At 68.3% G+C, this 14,495-nt stretch carries 13 protein-coding genes and 4 pseudogenes; 6 read left to right on the plus strand and 11 right to left on the minus strand.

What is annotated here, in order from left to right:
- Positions 1 to 320, plus strand: a pseudogene (locus tag ACIPM1_RS25195) (hypothetical protein); the annotation flags it as partial.
- A 73-nt stretch (positions 321 to 393) separates the two neighbouring features.
- Positions 394 to 1,388, plus strand: a pseudogene (locus ACIPM1_RS25200) (IS5 family transposase).
- Positions 1,389 to 1,450: 62 nt separating this feature from the next.
- Here ACIPM1_RS25200 and ACIPM1_RS25205 read toward each other — a convergent pair.
- Positions 1,451 to 2,143 (minus strand): maleylpyruvate isomerase family mycothiol-dependent enzyme, encoded by a 693-nt coding sequence (locus ACIPM1_RS25205; RefSeq protein WP_402438398.1) that lies wholly within the window; start codon positions 2,141 to 2,143, stop codon positions 1,451 to 1,453.
- Between the two features lie 55 nt (positions 2,144 to 2,198).
- Entirely contained in the window at positions 2,199 to 2,759 is a 561-nt protein-coding gene (locus ACIPM1_RS25210; protein ID WP_402438701.1) for a nitroreductase family protein, read from the minus strand.
- 229 nt (positions 2,760 to 2,988) lie between these two features.
- On the opposite strand from ACIPM1_RS25210, the pseudogene ACIPM1_RS25215 reads away from it, so the two are divergent.
- Positions 2,989 to 4,085: pseudogene (locus ACIPM1_RS25215) on the plus strand (IS630 family transposase); the annotation flags it as partial.
- Here ACIPM1_RS25215 and ACIPM1_RS25220 read toward each other — a convergent pair.
- The 5 genes and pseudogenes from ACIPM1_RS25220 to tgmA form a co-directional block, all read right to left on the minus strand.
- Positions 4,086 to 4,237, minus strand: a pseudogene (locus ACIPM1_RS25220) (VOC family protein); the annotation flags it as partial.
- Positions 4,238 to 4,249: 12 nt separating this feature from the next.
- Positions 4,250 to 4,642, minus strand: coding sequence for a hypothetical protein (locus tag ACIPM1_RS25225; protein ID WP_402438716.1), 393 nt, complete (start codon positions 4,640 to 4,642; stop codon positions 4,250 to 4,252).
- 108 nt (positions 4,643 to 4,750) lie between these two features.
- Positions 4,751 to 5,128: a VOC family protein gene (locus ACIPM1_RS25230; protein ID WP_402438401.1), complete on the minus strand. Its 378-nt coding sequence runs from the start codon at positions 5,126 to 5,128 to the stop codon at positions 4,751 to 4,753.
- 163 nt (positions 5,129 to 5,291) lie between these two features.
- Complete coding sequence (locus tag ACIPM1_RS25235) at positions 5,292 to 5,840, minus strand: hypothetical protein (protein ID WP_402438404.1); 549 nt, start codon at positions 5,838 to 5,840, stop codon at positions 5,292 to 5,294.
- A 14-nt stretch (positions 5,841 to 5,854) separates the two neighbouring features.
- Positions 5,855 to 6,046 carry a putative ATP-grasp-modified RiPP gene (gene tgmA, locus ACIPM1_RS25240; RefSeq protein WP_402438407.1) on the minus strand — a complete coding sequence of 64 codons (192 nt, stop codon included), beginning with the start codon at positions 6,044 to 6,046 and terminating at the stop codon, positions 5,855 to 5,857.
- Positions 6,047 to 6,538: 492 nt separating this feature from the next.
- Between tgmA and ACIPM1_RS25245 the strand changes: the two genes are divergently transcribed.
- Complete coding sequence (locus ACIPM1_RS25245) at positions 6,539 to 7,423, plus strand: alkaline phosphatase family protein (RefSeq protein WP_402438408.1); 885 nt, start codon at positions 6,539 to 6,541, stop codon at positions 7,421 to 7,423.
- Between the two features lie 288 nt (positions 7,424 to 7,711).
- On the opposite strand, the gene ACIPM1_RS25250 is transcribed toward ACIPM1_RS25245, so the two are convergent.
- Positions 7,712 to 9,217 (minus strand): carboxylesterase/lipase family protein, encoded by a 1,506-nt coding sequence (locus ACIPM1_RS25250; RefSeq protein WP_402438411.1) that lies wholly within the window; start codon positions 9,215 to 9,217, stop codon positions 7,712 to 7,714.
- A gap of 88 nt (positions 9,218 to 9,305) precedes the next feature.
- Complete coding sequence (locus tag ACIPM1_RS25255) at positions 9,306 to 9,959, minus strand: TetR/AcrR family transcriptional regulator (RefSeq protein ID WP_402438414.1); 654 nt, start codon at positions 9,957 to 9,959, stop codon at positions 9,306 to 9,308.
- A 183-nt stretch (positions 9,960 to 10,142) separates the two neighbouring features.
- Here ACIPM1_RS25255 and ACIPM1_RS25260 point away from each other — a divergent pair, with 183 nt between their 5' ends.
- Both ACIPM1_RS25260 and ACIPM1_RS25265 read left to right on the plus strand, forming a co-directional pair.
- Positions 10,143 to 11,657 carry a long-chain fatty acid--CoA ligase gene (locus tag ACIPM1_RS25260; RefSeq protein ID WP_402438417.1) on the plus strand — a complete coding sequence of 505 codons (1,515 nt, stop codon included), beginning with the start codon at positions 10,143 to 10,145 and terminating at the stop codon, positions 11,655 to 11,657.
- A gap of 334 nt (positions 11,658 to 11,991) precedes the next feature.
- A complete protein-coding gene (locus ACIPM1_RS25265) occupies positions 11,992 to 12,681 on the plus strand; it encodes an esterase/lipase family protein (RefSeq protein WP_402438419.1) in 690 nt (229 codons plus the stop codon).
- A gap of 233 nt (positions 12,682 to 12,914) precedes the next feature.
- Here ACIPM1_RS25265 and ACIPM1_RS25270 read toward each other — a convergent pair whose 3' ends face one another.
- Complete coding sequence (locus tag ACIPM1_RS25270) at positions 12,915 to 13,448, minus strand: SRPBCC family protein (protein ID WP_402438422.1); 534 nt, start codon at positions 13,446 to 13,448, stop codon at positions 12,915 to 12,917.
- Positions 13,449 to 13,580: 132 nt separating this feature from the next.
- Positions 13,581 to 14,432: a phosphotransferase enzyme family protein gene (locus ACIPM1_RS25275; RefSeq protein ID WP_402438425.1), complete on the minus strand. Its 852-nt coding sequence runs from the start codon at positions 14,430 to 14,432 to the stop codon at positions 13,581 to 13,583.
- Between the last annotated feature and the right edge of the window lie 63 nt (positions 14,433 to 14,495).

A 14,495-nucleotide genomic window follows, 5' to 3' on the forward strand; every position in this document is an offset into this window, starting at 1 on the left:
CGGTCAGGCCCCCACCCTCCGGATACCTCACCCCACCGGCATACCGCAGGGATCATGAACCGTCACCACCCGACGACAACCCGAAAACCTCAGTACCCGCCTACGCTCCCGAGCTGAACCCGGTGGAACTGCTGTGGTCCTCGCTCAAGAAGCGTGAACTCGCCAACCTCGCCGGCGACCACCTCGCCGATGTCGCCGACGCCACCGAGCAAGGCATCCACCGCATCAACGCCAACCCCCGACTGCCATGGTCATTCCTCGCCCATACCGGCCTGACCCTCCACCCACCACACCCACCGAACTTACGAAAAGATCAGTAGGGGCTGTATCGGGTCGTGATCAGTTTGCGGGATCCGCACTCCTGGCGAGGGCGGACCCGGTAGTCCGGAACGCATGACGCGTGCGCAACTGAGCGACGAGGAGTGGGAGTACGTCGAGTCGTACCTGCCGATCGGCGAGTACGGCCCATATCCCGCCAGGCTGCGGCAGCAGTTCGAGGGCGTAATCTGGAAGTTCCGCTCAGGAGCGCAGTGGCGGGAGATGCCAGCCGAGTTCGGCGCCTGGTCAACCGTGCACAACCGCTTCAGGCAGTGGCGGGACGCCAGTGTCTTCGAGGCCCTGCTGGAGGGCCTGATCGCCGAAGCCGCCAAGCGCGACAGGGTGGACCTGTCGCTGGTCAGCGTGGATTCCACCACCGCCCGTGCCCATCACGACACGGCCGGGATGCACATGGACTACGAGGTCCTGACCGCCCTGGAGGAGGCCGCCGCAGAGCAGGAGAAGGCCCCGCAAAAAGGGGTGGCTCGGACGGACAAGGCGGACAGGACGCCGACCCTCGACGCGAAGAGCGAAGACGCATCCGGCGCCGGCACCGACTCCGGCTGAAGGCAGCCCTTCTGGGGCGCTCGCGGGGCGGCCAGACCAGCAAGGTCCACCTCGCAGCCGACCGCCGCTGCCGCCCGCTCGCGATCATCCTGACCGCCGGGCAGGCAGCCGACAGCCACCAGTTCATCCCCGTATTGAACAAAATACGGGTCCGCGGCCCGGTCGGACGTCCGCGCACCTGCCCCGACGCCGTGGCGGGCGACAAGGCATACTCCTCCCGCGCCAACCGCGCCCACCTGCGCAATCGCGGCATCAAGGCGGTCGTCCCGGAGAAAAGGGACCAGGCCGCCAACCGGAAGAAGAAGGGCCGCCGGGGCGGCCGCCCCATCACCCACGACGCCGAGCTGTACAAGGAGCGCAACACCGTCGAGCGCCTGATCAACCAACTCAAGGCGTGGCGGGGCATCGCCACCCGCTTCGACAAGACCCCCGAGAGCTACCAGGCCGGACTCCACCTGCGCGCCTCCATGATCTGGATCAAGGACCTCACCCGGACCGTATGATGACGACCCGATACAGGTCCTGGATCGCCACAATCCGCCTCTGGCTACGCTCCTGAACAGTGTCAGGGCGTCAAGGTGCCGGCCAGGATGCGCAGCCCCGCCTCCTGGTCGCCGGTCCAGCCAAAGGCGGCATCCGCGCTGCGCATCCGCCCCCACAGGAGCAGTACCAGCTGTTCCGCCGTCGCCGTGAGCGTGGCCACGGCAGCACCGGAGCCGTACACCCAGGATGCCCCGGTGTCCGTCGCGTGCAGTCGCAGGGCGTGCTGCGGATACTGAGCTCGTCCCCGGGCTATCTGCCTGGGCGCCATCGTGTCGAAGACCTCGGCCACGCCTTCGCAGGCCAGGACCGGGTCGAACGGTCGACCATTGCCCAGTGCGTTCTCGGCATCCCAGCGGTGAATGAGCGCCTCCAGCGCACGGCGCCGCTGCCAGAAACCCACCGTGTGCGGCGGATGGAAAGTCCAGGCGCTCGCACTCGGGTCGGTGTCGAGGGCCTTGAGCAGAGTCCCTGAACTCTCCTCGAACCACCGCAGAAACTCATCGGGATCACGCGGAGCCGAGGTGGCCTCGTGCTCGCCGTGCTGCTCGGTTACTGCGGCCGCCGCCCACAGATTTGAGCTGCCCAGGTGCTCGGCCAAGTCGCGGAGCGTCCACTCGCCGCAGTGTTCGACGGGTACAGACAGATCACCATCGAGGCATGCGCGGAACGCGTCGAGTTCGTTGCTCAGGTGCTGCAGCAGAGATTCCGATTCCATGACCAGCGAACCTAATCCAGCCCACTGACATCGCGACCTGGGCCGGCCCCGTCGCCTACTCGTCTGGTGACCAGGGAGCGGAGCGCAAGTGCGCGATGCTACGCCGGCCGCGGACCTCTGACGGTCCATCCGCTGCCTTGCCCACCGCGACCATGGATACGATCACCCAGCCCGGGTTCGGGTCCAGCTCCTTGGTGAGTCCGTCCAGGTCGAAGGCCCGGAATTGGTGCGCGGCGAGTCCCATGGCCTGGGCCTGAACAGTCATGTGGGCGATGGCTTGGCCGAGGTCGTAGTCTGCAAACTCGGAGTAGATCAACTGTGTGTCATCGACGTATCGGCGCGTCAGCGTGACGACGAGCAGGCTCGCATTCGTCGCCCAGCGAGCCGAGCTCGGCGCAAGGTGAGGGAGCACCCGGTCATGCTCCGGCTCACCGGGCCTGCCAATGAAGAAGCCCCACGGCTGGGAGTTCCCTGCCGACGGTGCCCACCGCGCGGCTTCCAGCAGCAGTCCGAGGGCATGGTCGTCGACCACCGCCGACGGATCGAACCGGTAAGGGCTGAAGCGCCCGGCAAGCAGTGGGTGTATGCCGCTGGGCGGCTCCTGAGGATGGTGCACGTTCCGCTGCAACCGGCGACCGTGAGTGCGTATTCCGGCCGGTGCAAGCACAGACACCGGCCACGCCAGACGATCTTCCAGAACGAGGAGCAACGAGGGGAAAGCCCACACATTGATCACGACTCGATACGCGCCCTAGTGCTGTGACCGCATAGGTTCGCCGGGGTGTGTTCGTGGTCCTCGGGCCAGTTGGATGTGACGACACGTCCGATCAGCGCGGGGAGACGGGATGGCAGGGCCGGTCAGGGTCCGCAGGCTGACCCAGCACGAGGGGCAGAAGCTGCAACGGATCGTGCGCCGAGGCAGCACCAGCACGGTGCGGTTCCGACGGGCAATGATGCTGCTGGCCTCGGCGGGCGGCAACGGCGTTCCGGTCATCGCGAGGCTTGTTCAGGCGGACGAGGGCACCGTCCGCGACGTGATCCACAAGTTCAACGAGATCGGGCTGGCCTGCCTGGACCCTCGGTGGGCGGGAGGCCGTCCCCGCCTGCTCAGCGATGACGACGAGGAGTTCGTCATCCAGACGGCCACCACCCGCCCCGCCAAGCTCGGCGAGTCCTTCACCCTGGTCGATCCGGGAAACTCGCCGACCACCTACGGCGCAACGTCGCCCGTCCGATACGCATCGGACGCGAGGACCTGCGGACGCTGCTGATCCGGCGCGGGATCACCTTCCAGCGAACCAAGACATGGAAGGAGTCCACCGACCCGGACGTCGATGCCAAGCTCGACCGGATCGAGTACGCGATCAACGAGCGCCCTGACCGTACCTTCGCCTTCGACGAGTTCGGCCCGCTGGGCATCCGCCCGACCGCCGGATCCTGCTGGGCCAGGCAGGGCCGTCCCAACCGGCTGCCGGCGACCTTCCACCGCACCCTCGGGATCACCTATTTCCACGGCTGCTATTCGGTCGGCGACGACCCCCTGTGGGGCGTAGTCCGGCTCCGGAAGGGCATCGCACCGGTCTGGGCCGCGTTGAAGTCGATCCGTGCTGCGCGTCCGGACGGCGTTCCGATCTACGTGATCCTGGACAACCTGTCCGCCCACAAGAACCGGCGCATCCGCCGCTGGGCGGCCAGGAACAAGGTCGAGCTGTGCTTCACCCGGACGAACGCCTCCTGGGCGAATCCGATCGAGGCGCACTTCGGGCCGCTGCGGCAGTTCACCCTCGCCAACTCGGATCATCCCAACCACACCGTCCAGACCCGGAAGTTGCACCGTTACCTGCGCTGGCGCAACGCCAACGCCCGCCACCCCGACGTCCTGGCCGCCCAGCGCAGGGAACGCGCCCGCATCCGCAGCGAGAAAGGCGTCCGGTGGGGTGGCAGCGACGTCGAGGCAGATCGCGACGAGGCCGGAGTCGGCGAGCACGCCGGGATGACCGGGACGCGGCACGCAGAACTCGTTGCCCCCTCCGGATCGGCCAGCACGTCCCACGGGACGTCCCCCTGGCCGATGTCGAGCCGCGTCGCATCGAGTTCGCGGACACATCATCTCGAGACGGCGTCCTCGCAGCTCTCCGAGACTCTCACCACCTCGAAGACCACCGGGTAATCGGTGATCTGCTGGTTCGGGCCCGGCTGCGAGTCGCAGATCTTCCACGCATCCGGGTCGTCCACCGGACGGCCCTGTCCGCTCGCGTCCTTGAAGGTCAGGTCGATTTCGGAGCTCATCTGCTCGTGCGCGCGCCCGGCGTTGCCGCCGATGACATCGGGCATGACGGCGGCGACCGGCTCACGGTCTGCCGAACGACGCGTCTTCGCGGCCTCGGGGCCGGTCGTGGTGCTCGCCGAATCGTCCCGGACCGACGACGCCGCGCAGGCGGTGACCGAGGTCAGGAGCAAGAGGGAAAGGACGGGTCGCAGAAACTTGGTGACGGTCATGTTCCCCCCAGGTGACGGCAGTCCGGACAGTATTCAGGCTGAGACAAGCGGAAGCACCGCCTTATTGATCAACCCGCACCACCCAATGGCCCCCTGCGGTGCTGCCCGTCAGTCCCGGACCAGACAGAACGGGTGTCCTGCCGGATCCGCGAAGATGCGCCAACTCCGCCTTTCGTCACCCGCGTCCACCAGGGTGGCGCCCAACTCGAGGACGTCTTCCTGTGCCTGGTCCAGGTCGTTGACCCCCAGGTCGAGGTGAAGCTGCTGGGGCCGAGCGGGATCCGACCACCGCGGCGGCTGATGGTCTTCCACCCGCTGGAAGCACAACACGAACCCACCGACGGTGTGGAGCGTGGCCCAGCCGTCGCCGAGCGACCACCGGGGATCCGGCTGGTTCACCTCGCCGCCGAGAAGCGACTGGTAGAACTGGGACAGTTCAACGACGTCGGCACAATCCAGCACCACACACTGCAGGTTGGCGATCATGAGGGGCAGGGTAGGACACCCTCGCGCGTCTGCTCCAGAACGAGCCTGATCAAGATCTCCTCCTGTGGTGCTCACACCGCGCACGCCTCAAGGCGTGAAACCATAACGCCGCCATCGAGCGACCGTGGCTCTGAGACGCCGCACAGCGAGGGAAGCGGCCGAGTCATAGGTGGATCTCCGGTCTACGGCCGGCTGCTGGGTGCTGTGACAGCCAGAGGGCGACCGCCTCCGACACCGGCTGCCCGGTCTCCAGCTCGACGAAGCCGAACTGGCCACCCTGATTGCACTCCAGGAACCACCAGGCGCCCTCCTCGTCCACGGCGAAGTCGAAGGCGGCGTAAGCCAGTCCGGCGCGGGCGAGGTACTCCTGCACCGACCGGCCGATGCGTTCGGGTACCGGGGTCGCCTCCCAGGTGTGCGGGGTGTCGCCGTAGCGCCCGTCGATCTGGCCCGGCTCTGCGGTCTTCTGCGCGGCGAACAGCCGATTGCCGACACAGGTCAGACGGATGTCGGCGCGCTTGGGTATGTACCGCTGCAGCAACGCGGGGCCGGCCGCGACAGCGTCGCCGTGGGCGTAGTGAGCGGACAGCACTACCTTGTCAGGCAGGTCGGCAGGGTCCAGCCGCACGACGGGCGTCCCCATCCGGTGCAGCTTGGCCACCACCATGTCGGCGGTCACGTCCTCCTCGGACGTGAGGATCAGTACGGTCATTCGATTACGGAGCGTCAGTCGTCGAAGTGCGTCTGGGAGCCGGCGGTGGACGTGGTCGTACCGACGGCGAGCAGCAGGTCCGGGTCACTGACGGCGGCGCGGCCATCGGGGAGCACGTTCAACTGACGCGACTCGTCGAAACGATACGGGGTCATCGAGGTCGGAAACGCTTTCGGCAAGGCGTAGTTGAGGGTGAACGGTCGCACTCGGAACCTCCACGGGTGCAGTTGGGCTGTACGCAGTGCTCATGTGTCCCTACGTAAGGACCTTCTGCTTTCTGTTGCATGAGGGACAGGGTCGTCACATATCAGCCGCATGATTCGCATCATCTGCATCACTGCGCTCACCTTGCCCACAAGTCACACATCGGATGGCGCATCAGATCTGTCACACCGTTACGCACAGTGACTACACTTTCACGTGGCCACTGTCTGATGCTTCGGCCGTTCATGAGGTACAGGAGCCTGCCAATCCGGCTTGATGCGGGGCGCGGGACCGGCGGCGACCAGCCCGCATACGGCGTACAGCGCGCCCCCACTCGGCAGCAGAGCACGCAGCCGCCGCTTACAGTTCGACGACCCTTCACCCGCAGACACCTGAGGGCACCCGGAGCGCGCCTCTACGCTGCTACCGCCTGATCAGAACGGGCCCGATCAGTGGGCAACCTCCCCGCTCACCGCTTACACAGGAGGTCCACCATGTCCATGCTGTCCCGCATCAAGCGCTCGGGCCGGGCGCTCTCCCTCGTCGCCACCCTCCCCACCGCCCTCGTCGGAACGTGGGCCGCTGCCCCGGCTGCCCAGGCCGCCGCTCTCCCCGCCCCCGACCATGTGGTCGTCGTGGTGTTCGAGAACCACGCCTACGAACAGATCATCGGCAGCGCGAGCGCCCCTTACCTCAACAACACGCTGAAGGCCGGAGGCGGCAACCTCACCAACTCCTACGCCGTCACTCACCCGAGCCAGCCGAACTACCTGGATCTGTACTCCGGCGGCAACCAGGGCATCACCACCGACAACTGCTACACCCCACAGTTCAGCAGCGCCGCGAACCTCGGCTCGGAGCTCATCGCCGCCGGTAGGACCTGGGGCAGCTACAACGAGGGTCTTCCCTCCGAGGGCTCCACTGTGTGCACCAACTCCGCCACCAAGTACGCCCGCAAGCACAACCCCTGGTTCGCCTTCAACAACGTCCCGCTGAACACGGCGCACACCTTCTCGCAGTTCCCGGCGGACTACACGACCCTGCCCAAGGTCTCGTTCGTCATCCCGAACCTGTGCAACGACATGCACGACTGCTCCATCAAGACGGGTGACGACTGGCTGAAGAACAACCTCGGCGCCTACGCCACCTGGGCTCAGTCGCACAACAGCATCCTGGCCGTCACCTTCGACGAGGACGACAGCTCGCACAGCAACCACATCGCCACCGTGTTCTACGGCGCACACGTCGCGCCGGGCAGCTCCGTGTCAACCCACTACAACCACTACGACACGCTGCGCACCCTCGAGGACCTGGCCGGGCTGACCACCCACGCAGGGGCCGCGGCCAGTGCCTCCGACATCACCGGCATCTGGAACTGATTCTGAGCAGGCTTCCCGCCGCACCGCCCACACGGGTGAGAACAGGCAGCGGAGCAGCGCAGCCCCCCGACCGGTGCCCTCCGGCCGGGGGGCTTATGCGCGTACGGCAGCAGGCCGACCGCGACCGCACGCTTCATCCGCACCGGCGGGTTGGCCGAGGATTTCGAGAACTTCGCCCCACTGATGAGCGCCCCTACCGCTACAGGGCGAACTGGCTGATGAAGAGCCACTCTGTTCCCCTCACCGGGCGAAGGAGCTCTGCCGCAGGTTGGTGGTCGGTGACGAGGTTCAGCGACGGCCCTGCCAGAGTTCGCGTCGCTCGCTGTGCGGGTCGTGGAGGACCTCGGACGTGGTGTCGAAGTGCATGGTGGTGCGGTGGTGGGGTTCGTACGCGGGCCAGCCCGGGTCGCCGGTGGTGGCGAAGGCGGTCCAGGCGGCGTGCATGGTGTCGGCCAGCTGTCGCGGGGGCTCGGTGCCGATGAGGCCGGTGAAGCCCTGGTCGTGGAGGTTGCGGAGGTTGTCGAAGACGAAGGGGAGCTCGATGGCGTGGCAGGCGCCGAGCCGTCCGTCGTAGGTGGGCGGCTGCCAGGCGAACTCGTAGAGGTGCGTCGCCCCGGCGGCGTGGCGGGCGTGGGCCTCGGCGAGGCGGATGGCGGGGATGCGGTAGAACCAGTCGGTGGCGATCGCGGCCAGGACGTCGCCGGGGCCGGCCTCGGGGTGTTGAGCGCGGTAGACGGAGAGGAGGGCTTGAGTGTCCGGTTCGAGGCCGTAAGCCGTCGCGGCCCTGTGCAGTGCCTGTTCCGGGATCAGATCCAGTGCGCCGGTGGGAACGAGGAACAGCCGGAACTCGTCGGTGTTGGTGCCGATGAGCACATCCACGTCGGCTCCCGCCCCGGCGGTGATCGCGTCGATGGGCGGAGCGGGGAGGACGTCCCCGTCCACCACGGGCTCGAAGGGCATCAGGTTGAGGGCGGCCTCGCCCCAGCGGGCAGGGTCGGGGTCGGCGGAGATGGCGGCGCGCAGCTGCTGCTGGGCCTGGAGCAGCGCCTGTGTGGGCACCTCGGCGATGGCCGGACGGGTGGGCGGGACGTCGAGCACCTCGGCCAGCCGCTTGCCGACCAGCTGCGCGGTGGCGGGGGCAAGGGTGTGGTGGGCGGCGCCGCTCTGCAGGATGGCGCGGCGGAAGAGGCCGGTGGCGCGCGGGGCGGCCAGGAGTGCGCCGATGCTCATCGCGCCCGCGGACTCGCCGAAGACGGTGACCGTGCCGGGGTCGCCACCGAAGGCGGCGATGTTGTCGCGGACCCACTCCAGGGCCGAGATCTGGTCCAGCAGGCCGAGGTTGGAGATGCCGTCGCCCAGGTACAGGAAGCCGTCCGCGCCGAGCCGGTAGTTGAGGGTGACCAGGACGACGCCGTCCTGGGCGAAGCGGGTGCCGTCGTAGCCGGGGACCGAGCCGGAGCCGTTGGCGAAGGCTCCGCCGTGGATGAAGACCATGACCGGCCGGGACCCGGTGGGGTCCGGGGTCCAGATGTTCAGGTTCAGGTAGTCGTCGCCGGGGTTGTCGACTTCCGGGATGAGCTGGTCGAACGGCGCGGCGTAAGGGGCCTTGGGCGCGGTGGGGCCGTAGCCGCCGGCGTCCCGTATGCCGTCCCACGGCGTAACGGGATGCGGCGGCTGAAAGCGCGAAGGGCCGACGGGGGGCGCGGCGTAGGGGATGCCTTTGAACGAGGCGACGCCGCCTTCGTCTCGCCGGCCGCGTACCGATCCCTGGCGGGTGTGGACGACGGGGTGCAAGGGCGTGCTCCTTTGTCGACGGGGCAAGGTCGGCGGGCGGGGTGGGCCACAACGCGCCGGTGCGGGCGTGGCCGGGCAGGGCGGGGGGTCAGGGGGCGGTCGCACCCGCGAGGCGCAGGGCGAACTGCGCGTAGGAGTCGGCCACCTGCTCGCGGGGGTAGGGCTGGTCGGGGCCGAACCAGTGGGCGACCTGCATGCCCATGCTTCCGATCGCGGTCGCGGCGAGCGGAAGATCAGGGACGTGGAAGTCACCGTCTTTGACGCCGTTTTCGAGAATGTCGAGAAGCAAACGACGGCAGATGCCGCGCAGTTCCAGCGACGGGGCAGCCAACTCTGCTGACAGCGCGTGCAGTTCCGAGTTGGTCACGACGGCCAGCAGGGGGAAGTCGGTGTGCACGAGCACGTGGGCCCGGACCAGGGCGGTGAGCCGGGCGGCCGCTCCCCGCGCGGCGGGTACGGAGGCCACGGCTTCGGACAGGCGGGTGTGCAACTCCTCGTGGCCGATGCGCACCAGTTCCGCCAGCACGTGCCCCTTGGACGGGTAGTGCGCGTACAGGGTGGCGGAGTTGATGCCGACCCTGTCGGCGATCTTGCGGATCGAGGTGCCGTGGAACCCCGACTCCGCGTACAGGCCGAGGGCCTCGCGCAGGATCCGCCCGCGCGTGCCGTCAGGGGTGACCCCCCGGGGCAGGACGATGTCCACGACGGCCACCCGCCGCGGCTCCCAGACCGGCACGTCCACAGGTTCCTCCTCGCGCCATGACACCGGCGACGCGATGGCAACCAATCGATTGGTTGACACCGTGGCGCTGAGGGCCGATCGTACTGCGCAACAGCACGAAAGCAACCAATCGATTGGTTGGAAATCTTTCGGGTGGTCGGTCCCCCTGCCGCTCTCGCCCGGGCAGCGTCGAAGGAGACGTGCGTGACCAGCCCCAACGCCAACCTGGCAACCCTCCTGGCAGACTCTGCCGCCCGCTTCCCCAGGCGTCCGGCGGTCCGCCTCGACGACGCGGTGCTCGAGTACGCCGAACTGGAGGAGGCGAGCGCACGCGCGGCTCGCCTGCTCCACGGGGCGGGCGTGCGGGTGGGAGACCGGGTCGGGCTGATGCTGCCCAACACGCCCGCTTTCGCCGTGTTCTACTACGGCATCCTGCGGGCCGGCGCGGTCGTGGTGCCGATGAACCCGCTGCTCAAGGCGCGCGAGGTGGAGTACTACCTCGCCGACAGCGAAGCCTCACTGCTGCTGGCCGACGCCGCGACGGCTCAGGAGGCGGTCAAGGGCGCGCTCGCCGCGGGCACGCCGTGCATCGACGTCCCCGCCGACGGCACGGACCGACTGCTGGTGGACGGCGAGCCGCTCCCGGGCGTGGTGGCTCGCGAGCCCTCCGACACGGCCGTCATCCTCTACACCTCGGGCACCACCGGCCGCCCCAAGGGTGCCGAGCTCACCCACGCCAACCTGCGGGCGAACACCGACACCACCCGACGCACCCTGCTGGAATCGACCGAGCAGGACGTCGTCTTCGGCGGCCTCCCCTTGTTCCACACCTTCGGCCAACTGGTCGGTCTGAACTGCGCGGTGGCGGCCGGGGCCTGCCTGACGCTGCTGCCCCGCTTCACCCCGGCCAGGGCACTGGAGATCATCGAACGGGACCGGGTCACCGTCTTCGTGGGCGTGCCCACCATGTACGCCACGCTGCTGACGGCCCCCGAACGCGAGAACCACGACGTCGGCTCGCTCCGGATCTGCGTCTCCGGCGGCGCCGCGCTCCCGGTGGAGGTCCTGCGCGACTTCGAAAGGGCCTTCGGCTGCGTGATCCTGGAAGGCTACGGGCTGTCCGAGACCTCCCCGGTGGCCTGCTTCAACCACCCCGGCCGCCCGCGCCGGCCCGGCACCATCGGCACGCCGATCGACGGGGTCGAGATGCGCGTCATCGACAAGGACGGCACCGACCTGCCGGACGGCGAGCCGGGAGAGGTCGCGGTCCGCGGCCACAACGTCATGAAGGGCTACTGGCGCCGCCCCGACGCGACCGCCGAGGCCGTCGTCGACGGCTGGCTGCGCACCGGGGACATCGGAGTGAAGGATCCCGACGGCCACTTCCGGATCGTGGACCGCAAGAAGGAGATGATCATCCGCGGGGGCTTCAACGTCTACCCGCGCGAGATCGAAGAGGTGCTGTACGAGCACCCCGCCGTCGCCGAAGCGGCAGTGATCGGAGTGCCGCATCCGACCCACGGCGAGGAGGTCGTCGCCGTCGTCGCGCTCAAGCCCGGCGCCGAGGCGGAGCCGGACGGACTGAAGCAATTCGTCAGGACGCAGGTCACCGCGTACAAGTACCCCCGCCAGGTGTGGATCGTCGACGCGCTGCCCAAGGGGCCCACGGGAAAGATCCTCAAGCGGGAGATCAAGCCACCCGCAGCGAACAGGGCCTGACGACACATCACGTTGGCAGCTTCGGAACGCCCTGATCCCGGGGACTGTCGGCGGGCCTTCGGCCCGAACCACGCGCATCACCCGATGTCCCCAAGGGCACCCCCCTGCCCGGCAGATGACATGGAAGCCGACGAACAAATACTCCTCGCACGTGTCTTGACGCCCCATACCAACCGGTCAGTACGATCACGCCACCCCTCGAACGACACCGGTGCCCTCCCCATGAAGGGGCGAGCCGTCCCTACGACGCGCCCCCACCGCGCCCAGCGCGGGCCTTCCCTCCCCGTCTGACCCACCCCGAGTTCCTTCCGAACCCCACCCTGGGAGACTCCCCATGAAGAGATCCGTCGTGATCTCGGCCGTCGCCGCGGCCGGTGCCCTCCTCGCCATGCAGGCCTCCGTGCCCGCCGAAGCGTCAAGCGCCTCCACCTTCAGCTCTTCCAGCAACCCGGTCCTGTTCGTGCACGGCTACACCGGGGACGGCAGCAGTTGGAACACCATGGCCGGCCGCTTCAAGACCGACGGCTGGCCGTCCTCCTACCTGGACCAATGGTCGTATGACTGGCACCAGTCGAACGCCACCACTGCCCAGCAACTCGCCTCGGAGGTCGACAAGCTCCTCACCGCCACCGGTGCCTCCAAGGTCGACATCGTCAGCCACTCCATGGGCGGACTCTCCTCGCGCTACTACCTGAAGAACCTCGGCGGGACGTCCAAGGTGGACGCCTGGGTGTCGCTGGGCGGCCCGAACCACGGGACCGACAGCGCCAACGCCTGCTTCGACACCTCCTGCACCGAGATGCGCGTCGGATCCGATTTCCTGAACGCCCTCAACGCGAGCGACGAAACCCCTGGCTCATCCCGCTACGCCACCTGGTGGTCGCCGTGCGACACGGTGATCAATCCGGACAGTTCCGTGTCCCTGTCCGGGGCGTCCAACACCAAGACCGCCTGCCTCAGCCACACCGCCCTGCTCACCGACACGACGGTGTACGCACAGACCCGCGACATGATCAACAGCTGACCTGGCGGATCACCTGGCAGGGACCTCGAACCCCACACCCGCTCACCGCAGGTCCCTGCCGGGGCAGAACAGTGCGGCCGGCGTTCCCCAGTCAGGGCTCGCTCCCAGACGCTATGGCGCAGTCTCAGCCGATAAGCACAGGAGGCGGGGTTCTCAGGCGCTGGTGCGGCGTATGTGCAGGTGGCCGTCGCGGGGAAAGGAGGGCGGCGTCGCGGGCACGCCCCCGCGGCAGGTCATGCGCGGCCGCTCTCCGCAAGCGTCTTGATGCCGCGAAGGGTGGCCTCGATCCCCGCGCGCAGTTCCTTCATCCGGAGGGCGACGATCTCCTCCTCCCGGTCCGGCCGGCGCTCGATGGCCAGAGTGACCCCGCTGCGGCCCGGCCCGACGAGGGCCGACTGCCGCAAGCGGGTTCCCCCGCCCTCGGCCTGGAGTTCGTAGCGCCAGGACGCCAGGGACTTCGCCGGATCCAGCGTCGGTTCGCCGTACCGGCCATCCGCATCCGTCACCGCCCAGGCGAAGACCCGTTGCTCGTCCAGTTCGAGCACGTGGGAGACGGTGCGCCATTCGCCGAGCTGCGGATGATGGTTGAAGCCCTCGAAGCGCGCCCCCGGCACGGGACGGTCCGCGCCGTCGAGCCACGCCACGCGCTGCAGCTCCGGGCTGAGCCGGGCGGGCAGGCGAATGTCCGTCACCAGCTCCCAGACCCGCGACGGGTCTGCGTCTATGTGCACATCACAGTGCACGCTGGGACCCTCGGCAAATCGCATGTCGCCCCCTCGGTCTCGGACTGCTGTGTGATCATCCACAGCTTTGCTCCGCTTGCGCAACTCACCTTTCATGGTGGATCCCGAGATCGACAGTCGGCCGGCCACTACCTCGAAGGTCCGCGGTCAGCCGGATCAGCCATGCGTGTCGAAGCCGTTGCGGTCCAGTGCCGCTCGGATCCGGCCGAGCCACTCCGTCCCCAGCCGACGCCCGCCGGGGAGTCGGTCGTCTCGATCCCAGCGCCACGATGTGACCATCGCCAGCACGAGGATCCGGCACTCGCGCAGCAAGTCCTGGTCGACACCCGGATAGTGCTCGCTGACTTCCTCGGGGGCATGGGCCAGGTCGAATTCGACGGGCCCACGGCAGCACGTCTCGAAGTCTATGAACAGCAGCCCGTCCTTCGTCATGAGTACGTTGCCCGGGTGCGGCTCGCCGTGGAGCAGTTGCTCGGCGCCGCCGCGCTCGCCGATCGCTCGCCCCAGGGTTCGTAACGTGTCGCCGAGCAGCTCCCGGTCCGCGTCGGCGAGCGCCGGAGTGCGGTCGCGGTTCGTCACGAGGTCTTGGGCCTGCTCGACTCGCTCCGTGAATCGCGGCGTCGGGACATCGAGCTTGCGCATACCGGCGTGCAGCCGCTCCAGCGCATGGGCGTAGTCGGCTGGTGAGACCTCTCGGGGTGTCGCAGGTTCGTAGTAGGTCCAGAGCGTGACCACGAAGCCGTCACGCTCATGGACGCGTGGCTCGACTCGGGGGTCGAGAGCCGCTACAGGGCACCCCGATGCGGCCAGCCGCTGAGCAATGTCGACTTCGAACTGGGCGACCTGATGCGCTACGGGTGCCACCCGGGCCAGGACGTCGCACGGCAGCAGCCGCAGAGTGAGTTTGTTCGAGTCATGAAGAACGATCACGTCGTCGGCTGTGAGACCGAGTGAGGAGGCGGTCGACACGGCCGCGGCCGTCGCACGCGGGACCATGGACGCCTGCATCGTCGCCTGGCCCCTCTCCCCTTGAGATCCGCCGCCACTCTCCCAGCAGTGAACCCACGCACC

It is taken from the genome of Streptomyces sp. NPDC086766 (assembly GCF_044746005.1).
Classification (GTDB): Bacteria; Actinomycetota; Actinomycetes; order Streptomycetales; family Streptomycetaceae; genus Streptomyces.

What these genes read in the sequence shown, in the direction of transcription:
- ACIPM1_RS25205 (WP_402438398.1), bottom strand. Translation starts at nt 2,143, where the DNA reads ATGGAATCGGAATCTCTGCTGCAGCACCTGAGCAACGAACTCGACGCG.
- ACIPM1_RS25245 (WP_402438408.1), top strand. Translation starts at nt 6,539, where the DNA reads ATGTCCATGCTGTCCCGCATCAAGCGCTCGGGCCGGGCGCTCTCCCTC.
- ACIPM1_RS25230 (WP_402438401.1), bottom strand. Translation starts at nt 5,128, where the DNA reads ATGATCGCCAACCTGCAGTGTGTGGTGCTGGATTGTGCCGACGTCGTT.
- ACIPM1_RS25275 (WP_402438425.1), bottom strand. Translation starts at nt 14,432, where the DNA reads ATGCAGGCGTCCATGGTCCCGCGTGCGACGGCCGCGGCCGTGTCGACC.
- ACIPM1_RS25225 (WP_402438716.1), bottom strand. Translation starts at nt 4,642, where the DNA reads ATGACCGTCACCAAGTTTCTGCGACCCGTCCTTTCCCTCTTGCTCCTG.
- ACIPM1_RS25270 (WP_402438422.1), bottom strand. Translation starts at nt 13,448, where the DNA reads ATGCGATTTGCCGAGGGTCCCAGCGTGCACTGTGATGTGCACATAGAC.
- ACIPM1_RS25235 (WP_402438404.1), bottom strand. Translation starts at nt 5,840, where the DNA reads ATGACCGTACTGATCCTCACGTCCGAGGAGGACGTGACCGCCGACATG.
- ACIPM1_RS25265 (WP_402438419.1), top strand. Translation starts at nt 11,992, where the DNA reads ATGAAGAGATCCGTCGTGATCTCGGCCGTCGCCGCGGCCGGTGCCCTC.